The organism is Saccharopolyspora phatthalungensis (assembly GCF_014203395.1).
In the GTDB taxonomy this organism is placed as follows: domain Bacteria; phylum Actinomycetota; class Actinomycetes; order Mycobacteriales; family Pseudonocardiaceae; genus Saccharopolyspora; species Saccharopolyspora phatthalungensis.
This window is the reverse complement of record NZ_JACHIW010000001.1, coordinates 4,623,013-4,649,069: the sequence shown is the minus strand read 5'-3', so window position 1 is coordinate 4,649,069 and position 26,057 is coordinate 4,623,013. Positions and strand designations below refer to the sequence as shown.

The 26,057-nt window shown below is 69.3% G+C and carries 24 protein-coding genes, 1 tRNA gene and 2 pseudogenes; 10 read left to right on the top strand and 17 right to left on the bottom strand.

Going from position 1 to position 26,057, the window contains the following annotated elements; genetic code table 11:
* The 6 genes and pseudogenes from BJ970_RS21380 to BJ970_RS37085 all read left to right on the top strand — a co-directional run bounded on the left by BJ970_RS21380 (position 1) and on the right by BJ970_RS37085 (position 7,569).
* A complete protein-coding gene (locus BJ970_RS21380; protein ID WP_184727881.1) occupies positions 1 to 1,023 on the top strand; it encodes an NAD-dependent epimerase/dehydratase family protein in 1,023 nt (340 codons plus the stop codon).
* Positions 1,020 to 3,824, top strand: a pseudogene (locus BJ970_RS21375) (AMP-binding protein); the annotation flags it as partial. The gene BJ970_RS21380 and the pseudogene BJ970_RS21375, both read left to right, overlap by 4 nt.
* Positions 3,825 to 3,873: 49 nt before the next feature.
* Entirely contained in the window at positions 3,874 to 4,749 is an 876-nt protein-coding gene (locus tag BJ970_RS38040) for an AMP-binding protein (protein WP_312864344.1), read from the top strand.
* Complete coding sequence (locus tag BJ970_RS38035; RefSeq protein ID WP_312864460.1) at positions 4,635 to 5,642, top strand: non-ribosomal peptide synthetase; 1,008 nt, start codon at positions 4,635 to 4,637, stop codon at positions 5,640 to 5,642. The genes BJ970_RS38040 and BJ970_RS38035 overlap by 115 nt, the downstream gene beginning before the upstream one ends.
* Positions 5,572 to 6,288: a thioesterase II family protein gene (locus BJ970_RS21365; RefSeq protein ID WP_184727878.1), complete on the top strand. Its 717-nt coding sequence runs from the start codon at positions 5,572 to 5,574 to the stop codon at positions 6,286 to 6,288. The genes BJ970_RS38035 and BJ970_RS21365 overlap by 71 nt, the downstream gene beginning before the upstream one ends.
* 6 nt (positions 6,289 to 6,294) lie before the next feature.
* Positions 6,295 to 7,569: a hypothetical protein gene (locus BJ970_RS37085; RefSeq protein WP_221467257.1), complete on the top strand. Its 1,275-nt coding sequence runs from the start codon at positions 6,295 to 6,297 to the stop codon at positions 7,567 to 7,569.
* 30 nt (positions 7,570 to 7,599) lie between these two features.
* Here the strand turns inward: BJ970_RS37085 and BJ970_RS37080 are convergent, their stop codons facing one another.
* The 4 genes from BJ970_RS37080 to BJ970_RS38025 form a co-directional block, all read right to left on the bottom strand.
* Positions 7,600 to 7,992 carry an integrase core domain-containing protein gene (locus BJ970_RS37080; RefSeq protein ID WP_246470943.1) on the bottom strand — a complete coding sequence of 131 codons (393 nt, stop codon included), beginning with the start codon at positions 7,990 to 7,992 and terminating at the stop codon, positions 7,600 to 7,602.
* A gap of 60 nt (positions 7,993 to 8,052) precedes the next feature.
* Entirely contained in the window at positions 8,053 to 8,271 is a 219-nt protein-coding gene (locus BJ970_RS37075) for a hypothetical protein (RefSeq protein WP_221467256.1), read from the bottom strand.
* Positions 8,272 to 8,343: 72 nt separating this feature from the next.
* Positions 8,344 to 8,619: an integrase gene (locus BJ970_RS38030; protein WP_246470942.1), complete on the bottom strand. Its 276-nt coding sequence runs from the start codon at positions 8,617 to 8,619 to the stop codon at positions 8,344 to 8,346.
* A complete protein-coding gene (locus BJ970_RS38025; RefSeq protein WP_184727877.1) occupies positions 8,553 to 9,275 on the bottom strand; it encodes a hypothetical protein in 723 nt (240 codons plus the stop codon). Before BJ970_RS38025 ends, BJ970_RS38030 begins: the two co-directional genes overlap by 67 nt.
* 793 nt (positions 9,276 to 10,068) lie before the next feature.
* Here BJ970_RS38025 and BJ970_RS21345 point away from each other — a divergent pair.
* The 4 genes and pseudogenes from BJ970_RS21345 (at position 10,069) to BJ970_RS21330 (ending at position 13,738) form a co-directional block, all read left to right on the top strand.
* The gene (locus BJ970_RS21345; protein WP_184727876.1) at positions 10,069 to 10,845 is read left to right on the top strand and encodes a hypothetical protein; all 777 of its coding nucleotides are present in this window, start codon (positions 10,069 to 10,071) and stop codon (positions 10,843 to 10,845) included.
* Positions 10,842 to 11,958: pseudogene (locus BJ970_RS21340) on the top strand (TRM11 family SAM-dependent methyltransferase). Before BJ970_RS21345 ends, BJ970_RS21340 begins: the two are co-directional and overlap by 4 nt.
* A complete protein-coding gene (locus tag BJ970_RS40075; protein WP_376775067.1) occupies positions 11,955 to 12,386 on the top strand; it encodes a helix-turn-helix domain-containing protein in 432 nt (143 codons plus the stop codon). The pseudogene BJ970_RS21340 and the gene BJ970_RS40075 overlap by 4 nt, the downstream one beginning before the upstream one ends.
* Before the next feature lie 113 nt (positions 12,387 to 12,499).
* Positions 12,500 to 13,738: a tyrosine-type recombinase/integrase gene (locus BJ970_RS21330; protein ID WP_184727874.1), complete on the top strand. Its 1,239-nt coding sequence runs from the start codon at positions 12,500 to 12,502 to the stop codon at positions 13,736 to 13,738.
* A gap of 310 nt (positions 13,739 to 14,048) precedes the next feature.
* Here the strand turns inward: BJ970_RS21330 and BJ970_RS21325 are convergent.
* The 13 genes from BJ970_RS21325 to mftA form a co-directional block, all read right to left on the bottom strand.
* Positions 14,049 to 14,122: transfer RNA gene (locus BJ970_RS21325), tRNA-Pro, on the bottom strand.
* 23 nt (positions 14,123 to 14,145) lie between these two features.
* Complete coding sequence (gene mftE, locus BJ970_RS21320; protein ID WP_184727873.1) at positions 14,146 to 14,889, bottom strand: mycofactocin biosynthesis peptidyl-dipeptidase MftE; 744 nt, start codon at positions 14,887 to 14,889, stop codon at positions 14,146 to 14,148.
* The gene (gene mftF / locus BJ970_RS21315) at positions 14,886 to 16,253 is read right to left on the bottom strand and encodes a mycofactocin biosynthesis glycosyltransferase MftF (protein ID WP_184727872.1); all 1,368 of its coding nucleotides are present in this window, start codon (positions 16,251 to 16,253) and stop codon (positions 14,886 to 14,888) included. Before mftF ends, mftE begins: the two co-directional genes overlap by 4 nt.
* Entirely contained in the window at positions 16,250 to 17,032 is a 783-nt protein-coding gene (locus tag BJ970_RS21310) for a mycofactocin-coupled SDR family oxidoreductase (RefSeq protein WP_184727871.1), read from the bottom strand. The genes mftF and BJ970_RS21310 overlap by 4 nt, the downstream gene beginning before the upstream one ends.
* On the bottom strand, positions 17,029 to 17,889 hold the full coding sequence (locus tag BJ970_RS21305; protein WP_184727870.1) for a mycofactocin-associated electron transfer flavoprotein beta subunit: 861 nt from the start codon (positions 17,887 to 17,889) through the stop codon (positions 17,029 to 17,031). The genes BJ970_RS21310 and BJ970_RS21305 overlap by 4 nt, the downstream gene beginning before the upstream one ends.
* 1 nt (position 17,890) lies before the next feature.
* Positions 17,891 to 18,184, bottom strand: a complete 294-nt coding sequence (locus BJ970_RS21300; RefSeq protein WP_184727869.1) for a ferredoxin family protein — start codon at positions 18,182 to 18,184, stop codon at positions 17,891 to 17,893.
* A 10-nt stretch (positions 18,185 to 18,194) separates the two neighbouring features.
* Positions 18,195 to 19,499, bottom strand: a complete 1,305-nt coding sequence (locus tag BJ970_RS21295) for an FAD-dependent oxidoreductase (RefSeq protein ID WP_184727868.1) — start codon at positions 19,497 to 19,499, stop codon at positions 18,195 to 18,197.
* On the bottom strand, positions 19,492 to 20,439 hold the full coding sequence (locus BJ970_RS21290; protein WP_184727867.1) for a mycofactocin-associated electron transfer flavoprotein alpha subunit: 948 nt from the start codon (positions 20,437 to 20,439) through the stop codon (positions 19,492 to 19,494). The genes BJ970_RS21295 and BJ970_RS21290 overlap by 8 nt, the downstream gene beginning before the upstream one ends.
* Entirely contained in the window at positions 20,436 to 22,379 is a 1,944-nt protein-coding gene (locus BJ970_RS21285; RefSeq protein WP_184727866.1) for a mycofactocin system FadH/OYE family oxidoreductase 2, read from the bottom strand. Before BJ970_RS21285 ends, BJ970_RS21290 begins: the two co-directional genes overlap by 4 nt.
* Positions 22,376 to 24,313, bottom strand: coding sequence for a mycofactocin system FadH/OYE family oxidoreductase 1 (locus tag BJ970_RS21280; protein ID WP_184727865.1), 1,938 nt, complete (start codon positions 24,311 to 24,313; stop codon positions 22,376 to 22,378). The genes BJ970_RS21285 and BJ970_RS21280 overlap by 4 nt, the downstream gene beginning before the upstream one ends.
* On the bottom strand, positions 24,310 to 25,500 hold the full coding sequence (mftC, locus tag BJ970_RS21275) for a mycofactocin radical SAM maturase (protein ID WP_184727864.1): 1,191 nt from the start codon (positions 25,498 to 25,500) through the stop codon (positions 24,310 to 24,312). The genes BJ970_RS21280 and mftC overlap by 4 nt, the downstream gene beginning before the upstream one ends.
* Positions 25,501 to 25,570: 70 nt before the next feature.
* A complete protein-coding gene (mftB, locus tag BJ970_RS21270) occupies positions 25,571 to 25,843 on the bottom strand; it encodes a mycofactocin biosynthesis chaperone MftB (RefSeq protein ID WP_312864343.1) in 273 nt (90 codons plus the stop codon).
* 2 nt (positions 25,844 to 25,845) lie between these two features.
* Positions 25,846 to 25,953: a mycofactocin precursor MftA gene (gene mftA / locus BJ970_RS21265; RefSeq protein ID WP_184727862.1), complete on the bottom strand. Its 108-nt coding sequence runs from the start codon at positions 25,951 to 25,953 to the stop codon at positions 25,846 to 25,848.
* Positions 25,954 to 26,057: the final 104 nt, after the last annotated feature.

Genomic DNA, 26,057 nt, shown 5'->3' with positions numbered 1-26,057 from the left:
ATGCGCATTCTCGTCATCGGCGGCTCGGTGTTCCTCGGTCGTGCCTTCTTGGAGGACGTCCTCCGACGCGGCCACACTGTCACCGTCTTCAACCGCTGGAAGTCCGGCCCCGACCTCCCCGGAACCCACGCCGTGCGGGGCGACCGCGAGAACCTGGACGACCTCACCGCGCTCACCGCGCACGGCCCCTGGGACGCCGTGATTGACCCCGGCGGACAGCACCCGCGCACCGTCGGCCTGTCGGCCAGCACGCTCAGCGGCCACGCCGACGCCTACCTCTTCGTGTCCTCTTTCCACGCCTACGCCGGCTGGCCTGCGGACCCCGTTGACGAGGAGTCTCCGCGGCACGCCTGCGCTCCCGACGCAGCCGTCGAAGATGTCCCCGCCAACGCCTTGAAGGCAGGCTGCGAGCGTGCTATCGAGGCATCCTTCGAAGGGCGTACGGTCATCCTCAACCCGGGCCTCATCGTCGGCCCGCGCGAGACCCCAGGGCGACTGCTGTGGTGGCTGGAGCGCATGGCGCGCGGCGGCGACGTCGTCGTCCCCGGCGGTCCAGAACGTCCCGTCCAGCTGATCGACGCGCGCGACACCGCCGCGTTCGGCACCCGGCTCCTCGAAACGGGTGGCGCGGGCCGCTACCTCGTCGCTGGGACCCAGGGCGCCGAGACCCTCGGCAACCTCTTTGAGTCCTGCGCCAAGGTGGCCGGTGCCGACGCCCAACTGCGCTGGACCAGCGACGAGTTGCTCCTGGAGCACGAGATCGGGCCCTGGACCGGGCTGCCGTTCTGGGCTCCCGACCAGCCCGCCATGGCCGGGGTGTGGTCGGCGTCCACAGCCCGTGCCCAGGCCGCGGGCCTGCGCTGCCGCCCCCTCGCCGAGACCGTTGCCGACACCTGGCATTGGCTGCGCGAACGCGGCCCGGCCGACGAGCCGTACCGGCAGGGAAAGATCCCGCTCGGCATCGACGAGGACAAAGAAGCTGCCGTGCTCCGTGCCCGCCAGGCCCGGAAGGAACAGCGATGACCCGCAGCCTTCACACGTGGTTCGCGCACGCGGCCGACGCCCACCCGGACTGCTCGGCCCTCGAACTGGACGGCGAGATTCTCACCTACCGCGAACTTGACACCCTAGCCGGTGCGCTGGCCGCCGAGATCGTCGCGTTCGGCGGCGGCACCCCGACCCGCGTGGGCCTGACCACGACACCGGGACCGCTGACCTACGCCGGATACCTCGCAGCCCAGCGCCTCGGCGCGGCCGTGGTTCCCCTCAACTCAAGGTTTCCCACGGCCCGTTCGGCCGCCATCGCGCAGGCCGCCGCCGTCGACCTCGCGCTCTTGGCGGAGACCGAACTCCCCGGCATCCCGACCCTGAACCTGACACCGGAGCTCCACGCCCGACTGCGCACCGCACCCGACAAGGCCCTGCCACCCGTCCCCGTCGCTCCGGACGACATGGCCCACCTCCTGTTCACGTCCGGCTCCACCGGCGTGCCCAAGGGCGTCCCGGTGACGTACCGCAACATCGACGCGTACCTGCGGTACGTGATCGAACGCTACGAGCTCGGTCCCGGCAGCCGGATGGCCCAGAACAGCGGGCTCGGCTTCGACGCGTCCGTCTTCGAGCTGTTCGGCGCCTGGGGCTCGGGTGCCACGCTGGTGGTTCCGCCCCGCCAGGAACTCGCCAAACCCGCCAAGTTCGTCGCGCGCGAGAACATCACCCACTGGTTCTCGGTGCCGTCGGTCATCACCATGGCCGACCTCACCGGCAACCTCGCCGCCGACTCGATGCCGACACTCCGCTGGAGCCTGTTCGGCGGTGAGCAACTGACCGTCCAGCAGGCCGAAGCCTGGCGGGCCGCCGCACCCCGCAGCGTCCTGGAGAACGTGTACGGGCCCACCGAGGTCACCATCACCTGCACCCACTACCGCCTCCCCGAGCAAATCGCCGACTGGCCGCGTACCGCCAATGGCACCCTGCCCATCGGCGCGGTCCATCCCCATCTCGACCACGTCGTCCTCGACGAGAACCACCAGCCCGCCACCACGGGCGAGTTGTGCGTACGTGGAGTGCAGCGCTTCGCCGGATACCTCGACGAGGCGGACAACCACGGCCGCTTCCTCGACCCCACCTGCCACCCCCCGCAGTCCACCGAGCGCCAGGTCCCCGACGACAGGGACTGGTACCGCACCGGCGACCTCGTCCAGGTCCTTGACGAGGGAGCTTTGGTACACCTCGGGCGGATCGACCAGCAGGTCAAGATCATGGGCGAGCGTGTGGAGATCGGGGAGACCGAGGCGGCGCTGCGGGAGCAGGACGGCATCGACCAAGCCGTCGTGGTTGCCGTACGCGGCGTCGACGGCCAACTGCGCCTGGAGGCCGCCTACACCGGCAATCCGATCCCGCCCGCGCAACTGCGCCGCTCCCTGTCCGCCAGCCTCCCGCGCGCCATGATCCCGCACCGTTTCATCCACCGTACGGCCCTGCCACTGAACGCCAACGGCAAGCTGGATCGCCGGGCCCTGACGGACGAACTGGCCGAGGCACAGCCGCACGAGGCGGAACACGCCACGCAGAGTCCCGCGACCCCCGGGCAACTGCGCTTCTTCGTCCTCGACATGCAGCAACCCCGGCCAGCGATCGTGCACCGCCTGACCGTCTCCGGAGCCGTGGACGTCGAGCGGCTCACCGGTGCCGTGCGGGCCGTACTCGGAGCCCAGCCCGCGCTGGGCGTCTCCCTGCGCATGACGGCCGACGGCCTGGCCCAGCGCGTGCACCCGGTGGCCGACGTGCCGTTCGAGGTGCTGGCGCTACCGGCCGACGATGCCGCGGCCGAGCAGGTGCTGTCCGAGCAACAGGCCGTCCTGAGCGCCCCGTTCGACCACGCCGGCGCACCGCTGAGCCGGGTGGTGCTCGTGCACCGCGCCGATCGCGCGCACCTGTTCTTCGCCGTCCATCACGGGGTCTTCGACGACGGCTCCGCTCCCATCCTGCTCGCGTCGCTGATCACCGCCCACGGCCTGGGCCCCGAGCATCTCGCCGTCGCCGAGACCCCGTCCTTCGACGTGTCCGCTCAACACCGGGAAACGCTAAGGGACTTCTGGACCACGACACTGAAGGACGCCCCCGACAACTGCACGCTGCCGCAGCTCGTACCGGACGCCCCGCGCGAGCGGGGCGAGGTCGCGACCAGCCTGTCCGACGGGCTCACCGCACGCATGCAGCGGCGTACGGCGCTGACGGGTGCCAGCCCGTTCACCCAGGTCATGAGCGCCTTTGCCTGGGTGGCCGGCTGGTATGGGCGCACCGACGACGTGGTGATCGCTACGGTCAGCGGCGCGAGCCGGGACGCCCAGGGCCTCTCGGTGGTCGGCTGCCTGCAGAACACCGTCCCGGTGCGCGTCGCGCTCGACGGTGCCACCACCGAGAACCTGCTGGACCGCACCCTGGACGCCCTTGCCGACGCCGTCGAGCACGCCGAACTGCCCATCGAGGACATCGTGGCGGCGACTGGCGCGGGCCGGCACCTCGACCGCAAGCCGTTCACCCAGCTGATTTGCACGCAGGGCGAGGTGGTGACCGAGGAGGTGGACGCGCGGGGGCTGCGCTGGCGTCTGGAGCCGCCCGCGTCCGACAAGGTCGAATACGACCTGAGTGTGACTCTGCTGCACGCCCCGGACGGGGCGGAGCACCTTGTCGTTGCCTATCCCCGCAGCGCCCTCGACTCGGCCGTCGCTGAGCGCTTCCTCGCGCATCTCGTCGCGGCCCTCGACGCGCTCGGCGCCGACGAGGAGCTGCCGCTGGTCCGACTCGACCTGCGTACGCCCGCAGAGCGCGCCGAGTCGCGCCGCCGGTACGGAGCTAGGCCTGGCCGACGTGACCACCCGCGCACGGCGACTGGCCGCCGCGCTTATCGAGGCGGGCGTGCGGCCCGGCGACCGGGTCGGCATCCACCTGGAGCGCTCGCCCGAGGTGATCAGCGCGATCCTGGCGACGTGGTGGGCGGGCGCCGCCTATGTGCCGCTCGATCCGGGCCATCCCGCCGAGCGACTCGCCTACGTCCTTGAGGACGCCGAGCCGGCCGCGCTCATCGCCACCTCCCCGCTGCTGCCCGGCGTCCCCACTGTGCACCCCGGCGTGCGTGCGGCAACGCCTGCAGACTGGCCGCGGGTTGTGCCTGATGCGCCCGCGTACGTGATGTACACCTCGGGGTCGACCGGCCGACCCAAGGGAGCTGTGGTCCGCCACGACAGTCTGTGCGCACTTTTCGCCGACTTCGACGCGCGGTTCGCCGACGGTCCTTCAGTGGTGCTGGCCGGGACCGGCTACTCATTCGAAATCAGCCTGGTCGAGCTGGTGTGGCCGCTGACCTGCGGCCGCACCATCCAATTGACCAGCCACCGCACGGTGGTGGACGATCTCCCCGACCCAGCGGGTGCCTTCTACCAGTGCACCCCGTCGGCCGCCCGTCTGCACACCGCGTCCCCGCAAGGACGCCGCTTCCTGGCCGGTCTCGGCGTACTGCTGGTCGGCGGCGAGCCGCTAGACGCCGACCTCGCCGCCGACCTGGCCCATCTCGTCCCCGGGCCCGTCTTCAACGGCTACGGCCCGACCGAGGCGACCGTCTACACGACGTTCTGGGAGGTGGTGCCCGACGCACCCGTTCTCATCGGCTGCCACTGGCGGGCGTACGGTGCCACGTCGTCGACCATGTCGGACGGGACCTGCCGCCCGGCTGCCCCGGCGAACTGATCATCTCCGGCACCGGGGTTGGCGACGGCTACTGGCGCCGCCCCGAGCTGACCGCCGAACGCTTCCCCGATCTGTCCGGCGCCACCGGCTACCGCAGCGGCGACCTGGTCTCCTTCTCGCCCGGTGCAGGCCTGGCCTTCCTGCACCGCACCGACCAGCAGGTAAAGGTCCTCGGCCAGCGCATCGAGACCGGCGAGATCGAGGCGACGCTGCGCCGCCACAGCACGGTCCGGGACGCTGCGGTCGCCGTGCTCCCGGACCGAACTGGCGTGGTGGCCTTCGTTGTACTGGAAGAAGCCGACAGCCAGCCGCGTCCGTTGCCCGCCGACGTCGCGGCCGAACTACGCCGCGACGCCGAGAAGTGGCTTACCGGGGCAATGCTGCCCACTGCCTGGTTCCAGGTGCACGAGCTGCCCCGATCCCCCAACGGCAAGCTCGACCGGCCGACCCTCACCGGTTGGGCCACGCAGGCAGTGCCCGCAGTCCCGGCGACGGTGACCGGCAGCTCCGCGCAGGCCGTGGCCGAAGTCTGGGAGCGTGTCCTGGGCACGCCGGTCACCGACACGGGCGCCACCTTCTTCTCGCTCGGCGGCACCTCGTCCGGTGTCCTGCGCGCACTTGCCCAACTGCAGCCCCGCTACCCGCGGTTGCATGCTGCGGATCTTTTCCGGCATACCACCCTGCGCACCCTCGCGGCCCATCTCGACACCCTGGACGGCGCTGCGGAACGAACGGACCCGCAAGCCGGAGGCGACCGAGCGCGCACCGTGCCCGCGCCCTCGGCCGCTGGAAAGCACAGCGCCGATAACTTGGAGGAGTCCAATGCCGCTGTCCCTGATGTGCCTGCCCTATGCCGGAGCGGGAGCCGCCCTGTTCCGGCCCTGGCAAGGTGACGCCGGCCTGCCGTTCGAGGTCGTTCCGGTCCAACTCCCGGGCAGGGATGAGTGGTTCGTCGAGGATCCATGCACCTCGATGGTGGACGCGGCCCGCGTCTGCGCCGACCAGATCCGCGAGGCGGCGGGCGGCGGGCCGTACGCCGTCTTCGGCCACAGCTTCGGCGCACTGCTCGGCTACGAGACCGTTCGGCTGCTTGTCGCAGAGGGAGGTCCGCCGCCCGTCCACCTCGTCGTCAGCGGTGCCGCTGCACCGGGGCTACCGAGACCGCGGATGAACGGTGCCCGTCTGGACGACGAGGCCTTTGTTGCCAGGCTGCGCGACCTGGTCGGTTACGACCACGGCGCTTGGCACGATCCGGAGTTGCGTGAGTTGCTGCTGCCCGCTCTGCGGACCGATTTGGAGATCCAGGACAGGTACGTCCCCGCTCCCGGCCCTGCTCTGCCGCTCCCGGTGACCGTGCTGTGCGGCACCGAGGACACCCTGGTGGGGCATGACGACGCAGCTCAATGGGAGCGGTTCACCATGGCAGGAGCCAGCGCCGTAGACGTACCGGGACCTCATATGTACTTCACCGAGAACTGGCCTCTGCTGTGGAAGACGCTTGGGGCAGTTCTCGAGATGTCAACGGGTCGCGAATTTTGAGCCCGGGTGAGAACCCGAGAACCCACGAGGAACTCCGTCAGGCCACCCGGTGCCGACATTGTCGACGTCACAATCGATCAGGTCGACAGCCCCGGCTACAAGGTACTCGATCGACAAGGAGAAACCCGCCGGAACGAACGATCAGCAGATCCACCGGAACATCGCGGAACCTCGCTGTTCGCCTGGGTCGTCGACCAGTGCCGATCCGGGTGGCTGCTGTGCGATGACGGCAACGGCGAGGTCGCGGACTTCCTGCACTTGACCGGCGACGGGCAGCTCACCGCGATCCACGTGAAGGCGTCGGGTTCCACGAGTGCGGGCCGTCAGATCTCGCTGGTCCCGTTCGAGCAGCTGGTCAGCCAGGCGACGAAGAACAAGGGACTGATGGAGCGTGAGCCGCTGGTCGATCGGCTGGGCGGCCGGAGCAGACCCTGGTCGGCGACGTGGCACGACGGTGCGCGAGCGACGGCGGCGGGTTTCTTGGACGCGCTCGATCGCACCGGCACGACACACGCACCTATGTCAGGCTCGTCCAACCGCACCTGTACCGACGTGCAAAGGGGCACATCATCGCGGACCGGCGAACTGTGCAGGCGTACCGGCTGCGCCTTGTCCTGGTCGAGAACTCGGTCAGTAGCCTTGACCTGCTGTTTTGTCCAGGTTGATGATCGGTGGTTCGTGGCTGTTCGACTGCGGTACCAGGTCTTGGCGCAGTCCCTGACGTGGCTGGCGTTGCTGGCGCGCTCCTCGGCCTCCAAGGACGCGGAGATGCTCGCGTTGCGTCACGAGGTGGCGGTGCTGCGCCGGACCAACCCTCGCCCGCGGCTGGGCTGGACCGATCGGGCGGTGCTCGCGGCCCTGTCCCGGATCCTGCCGAAATCTCTGCGGGGCTGCCGCATCGTGACTCCCGCGACGTTGTTGCGGTGGCATCGCCGCCTGGTGGCCCGGAAGTGGCGTCAGCCGAAGCCGCCGGGACGGCCGCCGATCAGCGGTGAGATCACCGCGCTGATCGTCCGTCTGGCGACGGAGAACCGGGCGTGTTCGTGGTCGGGCGCCCCGTCCGGCTGGACCTTCGGCCGGGTGCTGGGCAGGGTCGATGACGACGAACTCGACGAGGCTTTATCCGGTTGGACGGCCCAAGACAACGAGCCGGCCACCGCGGTCGCCATCGATGGCAAGACGATGCGGGCCGCGACCATCGGACATGCCGACATTGCGGGTGCCGATAAATCATCCGTGCTGGTCAGGCGGCATATCGATACTCATGGAGAACGCCCCTGAGCCTGTCGCGTCTGTGGATGTCCAGGTTGGTTACGTGATCCAGGCCGGCGATGGGTGCGGGTAGCGCACGCGTGCGGCTTGGCCCAGTGTCCGGTGCGGACGGTGCTCGTTGTAGAACGACTCGAACTCGCGCAGCACGTGCAGAAGGTGACGCTCGTTCCAGATCAAGGTGCGGCCCAGCAGCTCGCGCCGACAGGTCTGTATCCACCTCTCCATGAGGGAGTTCACTCTCGGCATCCGGATGCCGCTGAGCACTACCCCGATGCCCGCATCGGCAAGGACGGCGTCGAAGGCTGGCGTGAACTTCGCGTCCCGGTCGCGTATCAAGAACCTCGCCTTGCTGCACGAGTCCTCGAGGTCCATGACGAGGTTGCGTCCACGCTGGACGATCCAGTCGCCGGTGGGGTGGGCGGTGGCGCCCATGATTCGGATCCGCCGGGTGGTGTGCTCGATGACGGCGAAAGGTGTACAGGCGCGTGCCGGTCAGGGTGCGGGTCTCGAAGAGGTCGCAGCGAGCAGGGCGTCGGCTTGGCTGCGCAGGAAGTCGGTCCAGGTGGTGCTCTGGCGTTCAGGTGCGGGTGGGATGCCGTGCTCCCGGAGGATTTCCCAGACTGTGGAGGCGGCGACCTTGATTCTCAGTGCGGCGAGCTCACCGTGGATGCGGCGGTATCCCCCCGAGGGATTCTCTCGGGCGAGGCGCATGACCAGGGTGCGTATCGAGCGAACGGTGGGTGGGCGTCCGCGGCGCCTAGGTGCGCACGTTGCGGCATGCCGCTACTTGAGCAGGTCGCGGTGCCAGCGCAAGAGCGTGTCGGGGCGTACCAGCAGCAGAAGCGGCCGCAACTTGTCCATCGGGAGGTGGTGGAGCAGGCCGGCGAGGATGGCGCGGTCAGTGTCGGTGAAGGTGGGCTTGCCGATCTGACGTTGCAGGACGAACAGTTGGTGCCGCAGCGCCAGGATTTCGATGTCTTTGTCTCGGTCACTCATCGACAGCAGGCGTAACAGGGCAAAGATATTGGTCGCGGCGAGGTAGGCCAGGCGCAGCACCACGACCGATCATGATGCCGTCCGCCGCCCCGGCGAAAGACGGCCGGACGACCAACGTCCCATCGGAGACGGCCGATCACCCCCGTGACCTGGGCGGACGATTTATCGGCACGCGCAGGGCTGGAGCGAAAGGCGTAGCCGGAGGGGACCGGGGCATCCAAGGCTTCCCGCACCACGGTATGCCCGGCACGGTAGGCCGCCCACCGCAACCGCAGCATGATCCGCGGCTTGGTCAGATCGACCCGGGCGAGCTCGGCGAGAAACCCGGCCAGCACCGCGGCGTGAATGTCGGTGACCTCCCCGGCGAACCGGGCCGACAGCATCGCCGCGATCCGGGTCAACGCCGGCAGCGCCACCCCCACACAACCGACCGTCCACGTCGCGCCCTCGGTGCGAGAGCGCAGCACCAGATGCGCCCACACCGCATCCCGCACCCCCTGCGGGCAGCGGCGCCGCAGCAACCGGTCCCGGACCTCATTCAACGGCACCCGACGAGCCGGCAAACCAGGAAACAACCGGCCGTCCAGGCAAACCGGATGCGGCCCCGTCACCAGCCACTCGAAAGCCGCACGCGCGGAATCCAACGGCATCCCATCGCGTTCGCAATCCTCCGAGTCCCGACCCCTGCGCGTGTGGCGGAATTGATTCTTCGTGGCCATTAAATGACTCCTTGCGGCGAGCCGGAACAACAACGCCGCAATCAAGCCACGAGAGGTACTACCATACCGCTACAAAACCACTACCGATCTACTGCCAGACTACTACCGTTGATCTTAAAATGATCATTTTCTCAGTTTCTTTGATCGACTACTCGTGGTGGAGTGGATCGTCGCCGCGTGTGTCGTGATCACGTTGTGATCGACCGTAGTAGCCGATGAGCTGGGACTATGCGGACACGATAGTAGTGCCGTAGTAGTGCGGTAGCAGCCGTGACCGAGTGATCCCACCGCGATACCCGACTTTCGCGATCCGGCCTGCGAACGGCTGGGAAAAATTTCCGACCGATCTTCCGCACGGTCGGTGCGGATGGCTGCGTGCGTGCTTCACGCGCGCGTGCGCGCATTTTTCTCTCCCGAATTCCGAGTACGACAACCGCCTCGGCTGCGGCCGGGCCACGTCGGCGAGAAAATTCGATGCCGGTTGTCCCCCGTGGGCCTTTATTTCGGAGTTCAGGGATGTCACCAGCCCGCCACGCGCAACACCACCGCGGAGACATCCATGAACTCAGCCAACGATTCCCAACCCCCCGCTCAGCAAGACCGATCCGAATCGACCGGCCCCGCTCGCCCACCCCGGCACGGCCGACGCGAAGCCCCCCGAGACGGCGCCGCGTTGCCGTCGGCGACCCGGCCCAGCCCCCGCCGCACCCCGACCACGCCGCGATCGCGGGCCGCCGCACCGATTCCAGCATCGGTGTGGACCAGCGGGCCCCGGCCCATCGATCCCGAGACCGTGTGGCCGACCCCCATCGTGGACAAGATCGTCACCTCCTTCACCCGCCTCGGCGGTCGCGTCGTGCTATTGACCGGCCCTGGCACCGCGGCGATCCCCGGCAAGCCCGCCCCCGAAAACTCCTGGCACGACGAGAGCGACAGCGAGGTGGAGGCGGCGCTGACCGCCATCCAGGCCCTGGACCGCACCGCCCAGACCGTCCACCTCAGCCCCACCCCTGGCACGCACCCACCAGCCTTCCCGCCCTACCGGGCCGATCTCCTCGACGAGCCGCAAGGCCCCGACGGCGCCCAGACCGCAGAACGCTCTAACGCCCTGCTCGAACACCTCGCTGATCAGGCGGCGAGAGCGGATGCGGTCATCGCCGACCTGCGCCCGCACCACAGCGGCCAGGCCAACACTGATCACCTCGCCCGCACCGCGGCCCGGCTGCTGCGCACCGGCGGCATCCTCACCGTGCTCACCCACAGCGACAACTCCCGAGGACAGTTGGTCGACCCGACCGGGCCCGTGGTGGCCGCCTGCCAGAACGCCGACCTGCTCTACCTCCAGCACATCGTCGTCCTGCTCACCCCCCTCCGCGACGGCCACGTCGTAATCGGCCCCGAAACCACCGGCACCACCGGCCGTCCGCATCCCCCCACCAAGGACCACAACCGGCCCGCGCCGCACCGGCGCATCCACGCCGACCTGCTCGTCTTCGCCCAACCACACCAGCACCAAGCCCCGCCGCCCCCGCCAGCCGTCCCCGTGCCCGGCACCAGAGCCAGCCGATGACCCACCGTCCCAACCGCCGCCCCACCGATCCCGGCCCCCACACCGAGAAAGGCGCACACGTGCCCGAACCCCACACCGAGGACACCCCGACCGTGCCGATCCCCCGCGCCCTCATCAAGCAGACCGAGCCACCCACACCTGCCCCGGCAGTGTCCGTATGGGACCGCGCAGCGCGCCCCCGCCGCCCAACGCAAGGGCCGCTACACCCGCGAGTCCACCGCCCATCCCGCCAAGATGCTCCCCGCTGTCGCCGCGCAGGCCATCACCCACTACACGCAGCCCGGCGATCTCGTGCTCGACCCGATGTGCGGTATCGGCACCACCCTCATCGAAGCCCTCCACCAGGGTCGCCGCGCGATCGGTGTGGAATACGAGCCGCACTGGGTAGACGTCACCCAAGCCAACCTCGACCTGGCCCGCCGCGCCGGCGTTGATCCCGACGCGCGTGCGATCCACGGCGACGCCCGGCAACTGGCCACGCTGCTGCCGCCCGATCTGGCCGGTCAAGTCGCGCTGGTGGTCACCAGCCCACCGTATGGGCCCTCCACCCACGGGCAGGTCACCGTCACCCCCGGCGGCGGGGTGCACAAGTACCACCACCTCTACGGCAACACCCTCGACCGCGGCAACCTCGCCAACATCGGCCACCACCGACTCCTCACCGGCTTCACCAAAATCCTCACCCACACCGCAGCATTCCTGCGCCCCGGCGGACACGTCGTGATCACCCTGCGCCCCTGGCGCGAACACGCCGAACTCATCGACCTACCAGCCCAGATCACCGCCTGCGGCCGCGCCGCCGACCTGACACCCACCGAACGCTGCGTCGCCCTGCTCGCCCGCATCGCCCAAGACGATCTCGTCGCCCGCGGCAGCTTCTTCCAACGCGACTTCATCGGCAAACAACGCCGCGCCGGACTCCCCCTGCACCTCATCGCCCACGAAGACCTGCTCGTGTTCCAGCGGACCGAAACCCCCGTGAGATCCTTCCACCCCCGCGGGCCTTCACAGCACCCGACAGCAACGGCCCGCCCCCTGTTCTCTGTGGACACTCAAGCCAGTGAGCTGGCCGGAGCAGCCGCGACCGGCCCTCAGCTGGGCCGGGCCGCATGAGCACCCGCAATACCCGCACGACGCACCGCATGCCCCCACAATCGAGACAGTCCACGCCGGTATCAGTCACGGATACCACAAAGCCAGGCGTGGAATCTCGGCCTCAGCACGGCACCGCCAACTCGCAACGCACTCCAGCGCCACGAAACACAGGCAACCGCAGGGCAACAGCCGAACGCAACGAGACCACAACACCCGATACCAGCGACCCACATGGACAACTCGTTCCGCTCTACACACCGGCCGAAGCGGCCGAAATACTCTCTATCAAAGAATCCTGGCTACGCCGAAAAGCCGGAACACGCTCAATACCCTGCACCCTCATCGGCCGCCACCTCCGCTTCTCAGCAACAAACCTTCACGAGATCGCCGACTCCGGCACACGCCCAGCCCGAAAAAGACCCGGACGCCCACGAACACCGAAATAGACCCACCGCGACTGCTCACACGACCACCTGACGTATCCCGCTTGCTTTTCTCGCCGCCACGAGCGTCCGTCTGTCCGTCAAACCAATCCGGCACACACAAAACGGAGGCCAACATGGCATGGGCAGAACGGCGAGGAAAAAATTCATGGCGGGTACGCTACGAAAAAGACGACGGGTCACTCGGATCCATCCCCGGATTCTCCAGCAAAACCGCAGCAACAGCCTACGCTGACAACCTCGAATCCGAACAACGCAAAGGCACCTGGATCGACCCCTGCGCCGGCAAGATCACACTCACCGAGTGGAGCACCAGCTGGCTCGACGCCCTTGATGTCGCGAAGAACACCGAAACCCAATACCGCAGCCTGCTCACCAACCACATCCTGCCCCGCTGGGGAACGACCGCCCTGTCCGACATCACCGGCACGGCCGTCGCCGCCTGGAGCAAGAAAGTCCGCGCCACCGGCTACGCCGAAGCCACAGTCACCACCATGACCAAAGTGCTCTCGATGATGCTGGCCGACGCCGCCGACGACAAACTCATCACCGCCAACCCCGTACGCACCCGCCGACGCGGAAAACGCCAACGCACCAAACGCACCGAACGACTCTGGGCCACCCCACTCCAAGTACTCCAGATCGCCGACCAAGCCGCAGCGCTCGTCGGTAACTGGGCCGCCGCCCTCATCATCACCGCCGCCTGGACCGGCGCCCGCTGGGGCGAACTCGGCGGACTACAACGCCACAACACCCACCTCGACGACGGCCACATCATCATCAATCCCGACATCGGAGCACTCCACGAAATCAACGGACACTTCAGCCTCGGCCCACCCAAAACACCCGAATCCGCCCGCACCATCACCCTGCCCCCATTCCTCATCACCCTCCTGCGCCACCACCTCGACAGCCACGACCACCCCCACGTCTTCGTCACCACCGAACACCAGCACCCACGCCGCTCAAACTTCAGCCGCCGCGCCATGCGACCAGCCGCAGACGGCAACCAACCACGCACAAACCCACCAATCCGGGCACGAGCCATCAAACCCGGCCTGACCTTCCACGAACTACGCCACAGCCACAAAACCTGGCTGATCGAAGACAACATCCCCGAAATCGCCCAGGCACGCCGACTCGGCCACACCCTCGACGACGAGATCCGCGAGGTCTACTCCCACATCGGCCCCGCTGTCCACGACCGCCTCCTGTCCGCCCTCCAACAACGATGGAACACCGCCCTAACCGACACCACCGTCAACCACATCCCGACGGCTTGGCACCCCACCACAGCCCCGGCAAACACAATCCCACCCAGCAGCCAGCAACCCACCACTAAACCAGCACACTGACCGACCACCCCAACCACGAAGCACCGCCCGCCCAGGCGGTGCTTCCCGCTCTCCGCCACACAGGCCAAGACACCCCGAACCCGACCACTATGAACCCAACGTTCAAGACCATCCAGACGGGTGAACAAGATCCCCTCCCACAACGCGACCCCACTTCAATCCCCCAAAACCGATCCTCCCAAGATCCTCCCAAAACCCGCGAAAATTACGACACCGCACGCCGCCGCCGATCACTACAAGATCCACACACAGACACGAAAGAGCCCGCTGACCTGCGCTTACGCGCTAGGCCAGCGGGCTGCTCGGACCGTCGGGATGACAGGATTTGAACCTGCGACCCCTTGACCCCCAGTCAAGTGCGCTACCAAGCTGCGCTACATCCCGGCCTCACCTCTTGGGGTGTGGCGTTAGCTTACCGCACCTCCGGGGGGACGATCTTCGGGGCCCTCCCCTTCGCGTTGGCCCTGGTCATCCGGCCAGGCCCAGGTGTTCACCGCCGCTGTGAGGGCCGTTGTCCAGGTGGTGAGGAGCCGCGCACCCTCCTCGGGTGTTGCGCCTCGGGGGTCACCTAGGACTCCGTTGGGGCTGGCCGCGCGCACTCCGTTGGCGCGCAGGACGTTGATCAGGTTCGTGAGTGGCGTGGTGTTGCCTGGCTCGGCTTGGTCTAGGCGCACTGCTGCTGGGCGCAGTGCCAGCATTACCGAGGTTTCGGTGCGGCCCGCGTGGGTGTCGTCGGGTCGGCCGGTCGGTGCCCAGGCTAGCGTCCGGCGGCCTTCCGTTCTCAGGGTCTGGACGGCTCGGCGGACCGGTTCGGCATTGCCTCCGTGGGCTGACACCAGCACCACTCCCGCGAAGTCGTCCGCGGAGCGGACGAGCTCCACCAGCAGGTGCTCGACCGCTTCGCGGCCGATCGACAGGGTGCCCGGGAATCCCGCGTGCTCTCCGCTGGAGCCGTAGGTCACGGGCGGCGCGACCAGGATGGATCTCCCTTGCGCCAGGCGGTCGCACAGCTCGACCGCGATCTCGGTGTCGACGGTGTAGGGCAGGTGCGGGCCGTGTTGTTCGGTGGCGCCGACCGGGACCGCGAGGAGGCTGTGCGGGGCGGCTTCGGCTACCTCGGGCCAGGTCAGTTCCGTCAGGCGGGCCGTCATGGCTCCGCCTTGTCGTTCACCTGGACGCTGCTACGGCCGCCGCGATCGGTCAGGAAGGGCAGCAGCGGGCCGAGGCTCCGGGACTTCAGGGCGCCGCGCGCGACGCCGCAGCCGTATGCCAGGTCGTCGACTATGCGTGCCAGGCTCCAGCGGGCCGGGTCCAGTGGCGGGCGTTTGCGGGCCCAGTCCAGGACGTGCCTCAGCGCCACCAGCCCGAGCACGACCCTTCCTCGGCGGCTGAGCAGTAGCAGCGGGATGGCCACCGGTGCCCAGGCTCGTCCGATGGCGTCGGCGAAGACGCGGCCGGCGCCGACGTTGCCGTGCACCGCCAGGCGGACCGCCTCCTGGGGCGGGATGCCGATCTTGCCGAGTTTCCGGGTCAGCAGGGCCGCCGCGCCGCCGACCACGGCCAGCCCGGCTCCGGTTCGGCCGGTGAGGACCAAGATCCAGGCCACCACGCTCCACACCGACGCCCGGACCGGTGCGACGGCGTCTCCGTGCCGCTGGGCCAGCGGTCCTGCCGAGCTGCCGTAGTCGAACCGCTGGCGCACCAAAGCTGTCCACCGCGTGCGGGGCGCATGCTCGACGATGGCCGCCGGTTCGTAGCGCACCAGGTGCCGGTGGGCGATCAGTCGCCAGATCAGGTCGACGTCTTCGCCGAAGCGCAGGTCCTCGTCGAAACCGTCCAGTTCGCGTAGCGCCGATGTGCGGACGACCAGCGCCGCCGTCGGGACGTAGCTGACGCGGCTGCCTGGTCGCACCAGGCCCGGTTCGCCGCCCAGGTCGAGCGGTGACTGGGTGCTTTCGTAGCGGGCGATGGCCGTGCTGCCGGGCGTGCTGCGGACCCTCGGTGCCACTGCTGCCACGGCCGGGTCTTCGAAATGGCGCAGTACCGGTTCGAGCCAGCCCGGGGCGGGAATCGTGTCGGCGTCCAGGAACGCCACCAGCGGAGTGCGGGCCAGTCGCCAGCCGGCGTTTCGGGCCGCTGCCGGTCCTCGTGCGACGTCGTGGCGCACCGCAGCTTCCGGGATCGGCTGGCGGGAGCCGTCGTCGATGACGATGGCAGTCGTGTCGAGGGCCGCGAGCAGGCCGGTCAGTGCACCGTCGCGCACCGGGATCACGGCGCTCACGTCGCCCGGACCGTACTGGGCCTCGTCGTAGTGGGGGTGCATCAATCCCGCCCGGACGAGCCGTTGCGCCAAGCCGGTGGCGCTGCCGGCCACCGCCTTGCCGTCGATCCAACCATCGACGGCTTCTGCGCCTTTGGGGCTGAGCCGCAGCACGCGGAAGGGCGATCCCCCGGCGAGCGTTCGCCCGTCGTCGTAGCGACGCAGGCTGGGGTCGGGCGTGAGTCGCAGGGTCATGCCGTGAATCCTCCGTCGGCGTGTACGACGGTTCCGGTGATGGCCGAGGACTGTTCGCTGCACAGCCAGCACACCGCGGCCGCCACCTCGTCCGGTTCCAGCAGGCGTTCGACCAGTTGGTGGCGGCTGAACTCCTCGGCGGCCGGCAGGTCGTAGTAGGCCGCGGTGGCGGTGAGCATGTCCGTGCGGGTCGATCCCGGCGACACCGCGGTGGCGTTGATTCCGGTGCCGCGAAGGTCGGTGGCTAGGCCGCGGATCAAGCCGACCACGGCGTGTTTGGCCGCGTTGTACCCGGCGAGGTGGTAGAGGCCGCGGTGGGCCGCCGACGAGGCCAGGGCGACGAATCTGCCTGTGCGAGGTTGCGGTCGTTGCAGCAGCAGGGGGATCGCGGCGCGCGCCAGGTTCGCCACGCCTCGGACGCCGACGTCGAATAGGGCGTTCCACTGGTCGTCGGAGGTTTCCCAGAGCGGTTGTCCGCCGGCCATGATCGCCGCCGCCGCGACCGCCGCGTCGAGGCCGCCGAACTCGGCCTCCGCCACCGCGACGGCTTGCCGGACTGCCGTCTCGTCGCGGACGTCGGCGACCACGTCGCGGACCGAATCGGGCCATTTCTCCGCGAGGGCACGCAGTTGGTCCCGGGTTCCCAGCGGGTATGTGGCGCCTGGAATGTCGGCGCAGATGTCGACCGCGACCACGCGCCAGTCGTCGGCGGCGAGCCGATCTACGACCGCTGCGCCGATTCCGCGCGCCGCGCCCGTCACGACCGCGACCCTGTTCATGGCGTCTCTCCGCTGATGTAGCCGTGGCGGTGCAGGTAGCCCAGCAGTTCGTCGACCGCTTCTGCCGCGGGTAGCGGTCCGAGGACGGTCGGTGGCGTGCGGTCCTGCAATGCGCCGGTCAGTTCGAGCACACGATCATGCGCGGTGGCACCGGCTGGGGCGGGCAGTTCCCGGGGGCGCGGGCGAAGGGGGCGGGCGGGGAGCGTCGGCCGGTGTCGGTGCGGCTCGGCGGGGATGGCGGGGATCGTTGCCTTCTGCGCCGCCAGCACGGCTGGCAGGCTCGCTCGGCGGAGGCGAACACCGGCGGCTTCCAGCGACACGACGGCTGGCCTGGGCAACCGCAATACCTCCCGGCTGCCGCCGTCTAGTCGGCGGTGTGCGAGCAGCGACTGGCCGTTGGATTCGAGTTTCACGACGCCGAGGGCCTGTGCGGCACCGAGTCTTGCCGCGAGGAAGGCCGGTGTCGTTCCGGTTCCGCCGTCGGCCGATCTGTCTCCGCACAACACGAGATCGGGCGCGCGGCCGTGCAACGCCGACGCGATCGCTTTCGCCGTATCGGCGCCGTTGTGTGCCAGTGAGCCGGGCTCCAGCTGGTCGTCCCGGTCGATTCGGACGGCCTCGTGCGCGCCGGCTGCCAGGGCTGTTCGCAAGATCTCCTCGGCCGCCACTGGCCCCACGGTCACCGCCAGCACACGGCCGTCGAGCTCGTCGGCGAGCCGCAGGGCGTGTTCCAGCGCGGCGAGTTCGGCGGCGTTGCCGCCGCGATCCCGGTCTTCGGCATGGAGGCTCCCGGTGAGCGGATCCACCCGGACCCGCCGCCAGGACCAGCTCAACGCCACGACCATCTGTGGTCCCATGTCAGCCCTTCCGGAACACGACGCCGTGCCCGCCGTCAGGGTAGGTCCAGGTGATGGCGCCGGCCTTGTTGCAGATCTGGTAGCAGGTGCCGCATTCGAAGCACTGCTCGTAGTTGAACAGGATTCCGCCGTCGCCGGTGGGCACGAACAGCTTCGCCGGGCAGGCGTGGACGCATTCCTTGGTGGTGCAGGACCGGCAGATGTCGGAGTCCACGGTGATGTGCGGGCGCTGCCCGACCTCGAAGTCGACGGTGTCCATCCGGTCCTCGAACGACATGTCTGGGTACTGGCGCATGTTCAGCTCCTCAGCCGAAGATCCGGAAGCCTGCCCAGGCGTCCGCGGCGAGTTGCCGCAGCCGGACGCCGTGCCGGGCGGCGGTTCGGCGAAACAGCTTGCCGAGTCCGGGTTTTGGTTCCGGGTTGCGGACCGTGAAGACCTCCTGGGCGAAGTCGCAGAGCAGTCGGGGGTACTGCTGCTGGACCCGCTCGGACAGGACCAGGTGCGCAGCGCCCTGCAGGTTCTTGTGGTCGGTCAGCACGAAGTTGTCCTCCAGCCGCTTGCGGTAACCGGTGAGCCGGGAGGTCTCGCCCGTGGCGATGGCCTCGGCGGCGGTCCGGCCCGCCGCCAGGCCGGAGCCGATGGCGAAGTTGACTCCTTCCAGCCAGATTCCGGCGGCCAGGCACATCGCGGCCGCATCCCCGGCGACCAGCAGGCCGTCCGTGGTGAGCGGCGGCATGCTCCGGTAGCCGCCTTCCGGGATCAGGTGCGCGGAGTACTCCTTGAGCTCCGCGCCCCGCAGGTAGGGAGCGATCGCGGGGTGGGCTTTGAGGTCGGCGAGCACTTCTTCGGGCCGTCGTCCGGACTTCGCGAGGCCGGTCAGCGAGAGCACCACACCGACGCTGACGGTGTCGCGGTTGGTGTAAAGGAAGCCGCCGCCGGAGATGTCTCCGGTGCAGCCGAGGATTTCGAAGTCCGCGCCGTCGTCGCCGCTGAGCCCGAAGCGTTCCTCGATCGTCTTGCGCGGCAGCGCGAGGGTTTCCTTCACGCCGAGGGTGTGCTGCTCGGCGTCGGTCTGCGGGAGCAGGCCGGCCTGCTTGGCGAGGAACGAGTTCACTCCGTCGCAGGCGATGACCAGCTCCGCTCGGATGTCGCCGTCGGGCCGGTCGGTTCGGACGCCGACGACGCGGCCGGCGGCGTCGCGCAGCAGCTCGGTGGCGACCGTGGAGGTCACCAGCTGCGCGCCGGCGTCCACGGCTTTGCCCGCCAGCCAAGCATCGAAGTCCGCGCGGTAGGTGGTCATCCCGTTGTACGGTGCGTTCCCCCAGTCCTCGGTGCGGAAGTCGATCGTGAGGGCCTGGGTGGGGGTCATCATCATGGTGCTGCGGCGGGTGACCCACCGTTGCACCGGCGCGTCTTCCCACCAGCCGGGTAGGACTTCGTCGAGCACCCGGCCGTAGACGACGCCGCCGTAGACGTTCTTGGCGCCGGGGAACGGTCCGCGCTCCAGCAAAATCACGCTGCGGCCCGCCCGGGCCAGCTCCAACGCGGCGGATGCCCCGGCCGGGCCCGCGCCGACCACCACGGCGTCCACACTGGACTTCTCAGGCATCGGCGGCTCCGTTCAGTCGGCGCGCCAGTTCGTGCAGGACCTCGCGCGCGTCGGCGACGATGCCCAGGTCGGCCATCGCGGTCATCGGGCAGGACGGGTCGGTGTTCACGCTCACCACGTGCGCCGGGCGTCCCAGGCCGCCGGTGTGCTGCGTCGCTCCGGAGATGCCGAAGGCCACGTAGAGATCGGGGTCGACGACGACCCCGGTGGTGCCGATCTGGCGGTCGTGGCCCGCCCAGCCGGCGTCGGTGATCACGCGTGTCGCGCCTGCGGAGGCGCCCAGGGCGGCGGCCACTTCCGTCAGGGTCCGCATCACCGCCGAGCCGTCCTCCCCCGGTCGCACCAGCCCGGCTCCGCCGCCGAGGATCCGCTTCGCCTCGGTCAGCTCGACCGTTTCGGGTTCCGGTTCCAGGACCTTGACGACCTCGGCGTCGAGCACGTCCGGCAGGGTGACGGTCAGCTCGACCGGTTCGACTGGCTCGAACGGCGACGGCACCGGGTGCGGGGTTCCGCGTACCCCCGGGATGAGGGTCACCACGACGGGCTCGTCGAACTCGACGTGGACTTCCAGTGAATCGTCCAATCTGGACAGATCGGCGTCTTGCGCCGTGCACCGGAGGGCACCGGCGAACAGCGGCCGTTCGCTTTGGAAGGCCAAGCGGGCAGCGATGTCACGCCCGTCGGGTGATGCCGGTAGCACGACGACGTCGACCGCGTTGAGCAGCGGAGTCAGGGCGGCGGCCAGCGCTGCGGGCGCGATCACCGGCACTTCGGCCGTCCAAATGCGTTGCGCGGCAGTGAAAGCACGAGCCGCTTCCGGCGTGCCGGTCCCGACGACGAGGACCGCGCCGCCGCATTCGGCCGCCACTTCGTCGGCGCCGCCGGGCAGCGCGCCGTCGCGGACGATGACGACGGCGAGCATCTCGGGTAGTCCGTTCACAGACCCACCGCCACTCGATGTCCTTCGACGACCGCGGCATGGGCACGCCGCGGCGCGATGCAGTCGCCGACGCGATACACCGGGAACGCGGCTCCCTTCAGCTCATGCCACAGCGCATCCTCCGGTGCCTGGTGCGCCGCGCACACCACCCAGTCGAACCGGGCTTCGGTCATCTCCCCGGTGGTGTGCTTGAGGATTTGCAGCGCGACGCCGTTCTGCCCGGCCGACGCCGACATCACGACTTCGTCGGTGTGCTGCTCGATTCCCTTCGCGTGGGCCCGGACGTTGAAGGTCTCCATGTCCAATGTCACGCCGAGGTCCTGGCAGACCACCATGCCCGCGGTGGAGATCCGCACCCGGCAGCCGCGGTCGGCGAGCAGCTCGGCGACCGAGGACGCCTGGTGGAATCCGAGATCGTCGACGATCAGCACGTCGCCGGACGGGGTTGTGCGGCCTTCCAGCACATCGCGGACGTCGACGACCCGGTCGAGGCCCCCGGCCCAGGGCACCGGCTGCGGCCGGGCGCCGGTCGCGAGCACGACCGCGTCTGGGTGCTCATCGCGCAGCAGCTCGGCTGTCGCCGCCACGCCCGTTTTGATGTCCACTCCGTAGCGTTCGCATTCCGCGCGCAGGTTTCGCACCACGTCAAGGAATTCCGCCCGGCTGGGAATCGTTGCGGCGACCGCGACTTGACCGCCGGTCGCCTGCTCCCGTTCGAAGAGGGTCACGTGGTGGCCGCGCTCCGCCGCCGTCGACGCCGCCTGGAGTCCCGCCGGTCCGCCCCCGACGACGAGCACCCTCTTGCGGGCCCGAGGTATCGGCAGCGGCACGGATTCCCGGCCGGTGCGGGGGTTTTCGATGCAGCCCAGCCAGCGGTTGAGGCCCATCCGGCCGACGCATTCCTGGTTGCACGACAAGCAGGTTCGGATGTCGCTGCCGTGCCCGGACCGGGCCTTGGCCACGAAGTCGGGGTCGGCGATCTGTCCGCGCACGACGCCGACCAGGTCGCAGTGGCCTTCCTCCAGCGCGCGTTCGGCCTGCAACGGGTCCTTGATCCGCCCGACCCCCACCACCGGCAATCGCACGGCCCGGCGGATCGCGTTGGAGATGAACAGGGCATAGCCCGGCGGAATCGCCATCGACGCCTCGATCATGTACAGGGTCGAGGTCGCCACGCCGATCGAGGTGTTGATGTAGTCGACCTTGCCGGTGGCTTCCACCATCCGCGCGACCTCGACGGCCTCGTCGATGGTGGTGCCGCCTTCGATCAGCTCGTCACCGCACAGACGCACGCCCAGCGCGCGGTCCGGGCCCAGCGCCTCGCGCACCGCGTTGATGATCTCCAGCAATATCCGGGCGCGGTTGGCCAGCGAGCCGCCGTAGGCGTCGGTTCGCATGTTCGTCGCCGGGGACAGAAATCCCCGCACGATCGAGGAGTGCGAGCACTGGAGCTCCACGCCGTCGAACCCGCCCTCGGCGCAGTGCCCGGCGACGGTGGCGTATCCGGCCACTACCTCGGCGATCTCGTGGACGTCGATCGCCTTCGGCACTTCCCGGAACATCGGGTCCGGCACGGCCGAGGGCGCCCACACCGGAAGCCGCGAGTACATCGACGACGCCTGCCCGCCGTTGTGGTTGAGCTGGGCGAAGATCGGGACGGCGTGGGCGTGGACGGCTTCGGTGATCCGGCGGTAGCCGGGCACGACCGACCGGTGAAATCCGTGGACCAGCTTCTCGTACGGCCAATCCGTCGGGTGCGTCGAGTGCTCCTCGGTGATCACCAGGCCCGCGCCACCGGCGGCCCGCGCCGCGTAGTAGGCGGCGTGCTGCTCGCTGGGCAGCCCGTCCTGGGCGTAGTTGGTCAGGTGTGCCGAAAACACGATGCGGTTGCGCACCGTGACCGGGCCGATGCGCAGCGGGGAGAACAGGTGGCGGGTCATCGCGCACCACCTCCGACCAGTTCGGTGATCTCGTGCGCCGCGCGGCGTCCTTCGAGGATCGCCTCGTGGATCGTCCGGGGCGCCACACAGTCACCGATCCGGCGCCACTCGGCCAGATCCGAGTTGGGCAGTCGATGTCCGCAATGGATCAAAGCGGCGCAGGGCAGGGTGCGGCGCTGCGCGGTGAAGGTGTCCTCCAGGAGCACGTGGTCGGGATGGAGCTCCCGCAACAGCGAGCGCTTCTCCAGCCGCACCCCGGCACGCTGCAACCGGCCGTTGGCCTCCGCCAGGTCGCCGGTCAGCGCCAGCTGTGTGCCCACCACCTGGTCCTGGGTAACGATCGCGGTCTCCTTGCCCTGCCCGGCCAGCAGTTCGGCGACGCCGACGCCGACAGCGTCCCCGACCGGATCGAATACCACCACCGGCCCGTCCGGCACGGCATGCCGGTCGAGCAGGTCCGCGACGTCGATGACGACGCCGCCGCGCACGTCGTATGGGCGCGGGCCCGGGACCGATCCGGTCGCCACCAGCACTTCCCGCCCGGAGGCGAGCAGGTCGGCTTCGGTGGCCTCGGTGCCGACGGTGACGCGCACGCCGAGCCGGCGCACCTCCGATTCCAGCCAGTCGGTGATCCGGCGCAGCCGGCCACGCCCGCCGACTTGCGCGGCCCAGAGCGCCGCACCGCCGAGCCGGTCATTCTTCTCGACGATCTCCACCTCATGCCCGCCCTCGGCCAGCACCCGCGCCGCCTCCAGCCCGGCGGGCCCGCCGCCGACGACCAGCACCTCCCGCCGGGTGATGCGCGTGGTTGTGCACTCTCGTCCCGGGGCGTCGCTCTCGTGCCCGCTGAACGGTTCGGCGATGCACGAGACGATGGGGTTGCGGTTGTCCCGGACTCGGCACTTCTGGTTGCACAGCACGCACGGCCGGACCCGACCCGCATGCCCGGCACGCACCAACTCGACCAGCCGGGGCTCGGCGATCTGCGCACGGGTCATCTCCACCACGTCCGCGACTCCGTCGTCCAGTGCCTGCTGCGCTTGCTGCGGCTCCACGACGCTGCCCTGCAGCACCACCAGTGCCCGCCGCTCACCGGACTTCTCGCGCACGACCTCGCGGATCTGGCGGCAGAGCTCGATGTTGAAGCCGGGTTCGGTGTGCAGGTCCGGTTGGGTCGCCGAGGTCGCCATCGCGGATCCGCGCACCACGACGAGGTAATCGATCCCGTCCAGCACGGCCTCGACGATGCCGGCGGCCTGCTCCGGGGTGATGCCCGCCCAGGGAGCAAGTTCGTCGCATGACAGCCGCAGCCCCACCACGCGGTCGCCGACCGCCCGGCGAACCGCGGCCAGCACCTCGCGAAGCAACCGCGTCTTGTCCTCGCCGTAGGAGTCGCCGCGCTGGTTGGTGAGTCCGGACAGGAACTGTCGCAGCAGGGAGTACTGCCCCGCTTCGATCTCGACACCGTGCATCCCGGCCCGCACGGCCGATTCCGCGGCGGCGGCGAAGCCCGCTACGAGCTCGTCGATCTCACCCTGCTCCAGCTCCATCGGCATTTCGCGGGTGGCCACGTCCGGCACCCGCGACGGCGCCCACAATGCGCTCTGCGAGAACGCCGAGGATCCCTGCGAACCAGCGTGTCCGAGCCCGGCGAGCACCACCGCACCATGCGGCCGGCATGCCTGCGCAACGGCCTGCCAACCGATGCGGCATTCGGCGGCGAGCGGAGCGCGTTCGTAGGGCCAGTCCGAGGCGTGCACGCTGGCCGTCTCGGTGACGATCACTCCGGCGCCCCCGGCCGCCCGCGCCGCGTAGTAGGCCACATGCCGCTCGGAGATGCCACGTCCCCGGCCCAGGTTCGTCTCGTGCGGCCCGAACAGCACCCGCGACGGCGCCGCCACCGCGCCCAGCCGGACGCCGTCGGTCAGCCTCACGACTGGCTCACCAGCGGGCTGGAGTCGCACGGCTTGGCCGGAACCGCGGGCATGCCCAGCCCGACCCGCCGCGACGACCGGGAATGGTCCTGCGAGGCCGTCGGCAGCCCAGATCTGTCCACAACGGACAAAGCGGCCTGCCCATGCCCCTTCACACACTCCGGGTCCGGGCCCTCCAGCGGCAGACCGGTGAAGAACTTCGCCGCCATGCACCCGCCCTGGCACGCATCGAACGCCGAACACGACCGGCACGCGCCACCGGACTGCGGCCGCCGCAGCTCGCCGAACAGCTCCGACTCGCGCCACACCCGGGCGAAACCGCCGGTTTCGCGGACGTTTCCGGCCTTGAACGCGTCGTGGATCGCGAACGGGCACGCGTAAACGTCGCCCACCGGGTCGATCAGGCACACCACCCGGCCCGCGCCGCACAGGTTCAACCCCGGCAGCGGCGTGGACCCCAACGCGTTCAAATGGAAGAACGAGTCGCCGGTGAGCACTTGATCGCCGTTTTCCACCAGCCACGCGTAGATCTCGTGCTGCTGCGCGTCCGTCGGATGCAGCTCGTCCCACACGTCCGCACCGCGCCCCGACGGCCGCAACCGGGTGATCCGCAACTGCGCGCCGAACCGGTTCGCGATCGCCTGGAAGTCATCCAGCTGGGAGACGTTGTGCCGGGTCATGACCACCGAGATCTTGAAGTCGCGCATGCCCGCCGCGGAAAGGTTTTCCAGCGCCCGCATCGCCATGTCGAACGACCCGGGCCCGCGCACGGCGTCGTTGACCTCGCGCGTCGCGCCGTCCAGGGAGATCTGCACATCCACGTAGTCGGTGGCGGCCAGTTGCCGGGCCCGCTCGGGGTCGATGCGCAGGCCGTTGGTGGAGAACTTCACGCCCACCTGATGTTCGACGGCGTAGTCCAGCAGCTCCCAGAAGTCCGGGCGCACCGTCGGCTCGCCACCACCGACGTTGACGTAGAACACCTGCATCCGCTGCAACTCGTCGATCACGGCCTTCATCTCCGCCGTGCTCAACTCGCGCGGATCCCGCCGCCCCGATGACGACAGGCAGTGCTCACAAGCCAGGTTGCAGGCGTACGTCCACTCCCAGGTCAAGCAGATCGGGGCGTCCAGACCGCCCTTGAACTGCTCCACCAGGGAGGGAACGGGCGCCGGTTCGACAGCAGTCATCTTCGACTCCGTTCCGAGGCGCGGGTTTCGGGGTTTCGAGGCGCGGGAGCGCGGGGCTTCGGGGCTCGGGTCATCGGGGACGGATCATGTCCGTGGCCGCCAGCGAGGCCAACGCGCGCCGGAACTGCGCCCGCCGATCGGCCGGTATGTCCAGCAATGCGTCCTCGACGCTGGCGTGCTCGTCCAGGCCGCGCACCAACTCGACCAGTTCGGGAACTTTCAGGAACGACAGCTTGCGGTTGCCGAAGTGGTACGCGAGCGCCCCGAACGGCTCGGGACGCAACGCGACCTGCGGATTCAGCCGGTAACCGCGACTCGGATCGAACTCCGCTGCGCCGGCCACCGCTAGTAGACCCCGCACATCCCGTCGATCGAGACCTCTTCAACCAGCAGTTCGTCTTCGATCGCCGGTTCGGCGGCGACGGTGCCCACTTCGTGCTGTTCGTCAGCCATGCGATGCTCCTTGTCGACGCGGGCCGCGCCACGGCGGCCACCGGAGACACCGTATTTGCACCGAGTGCATTTTGGAAGACCTGGAGAGACATTCGTTGGGGCAC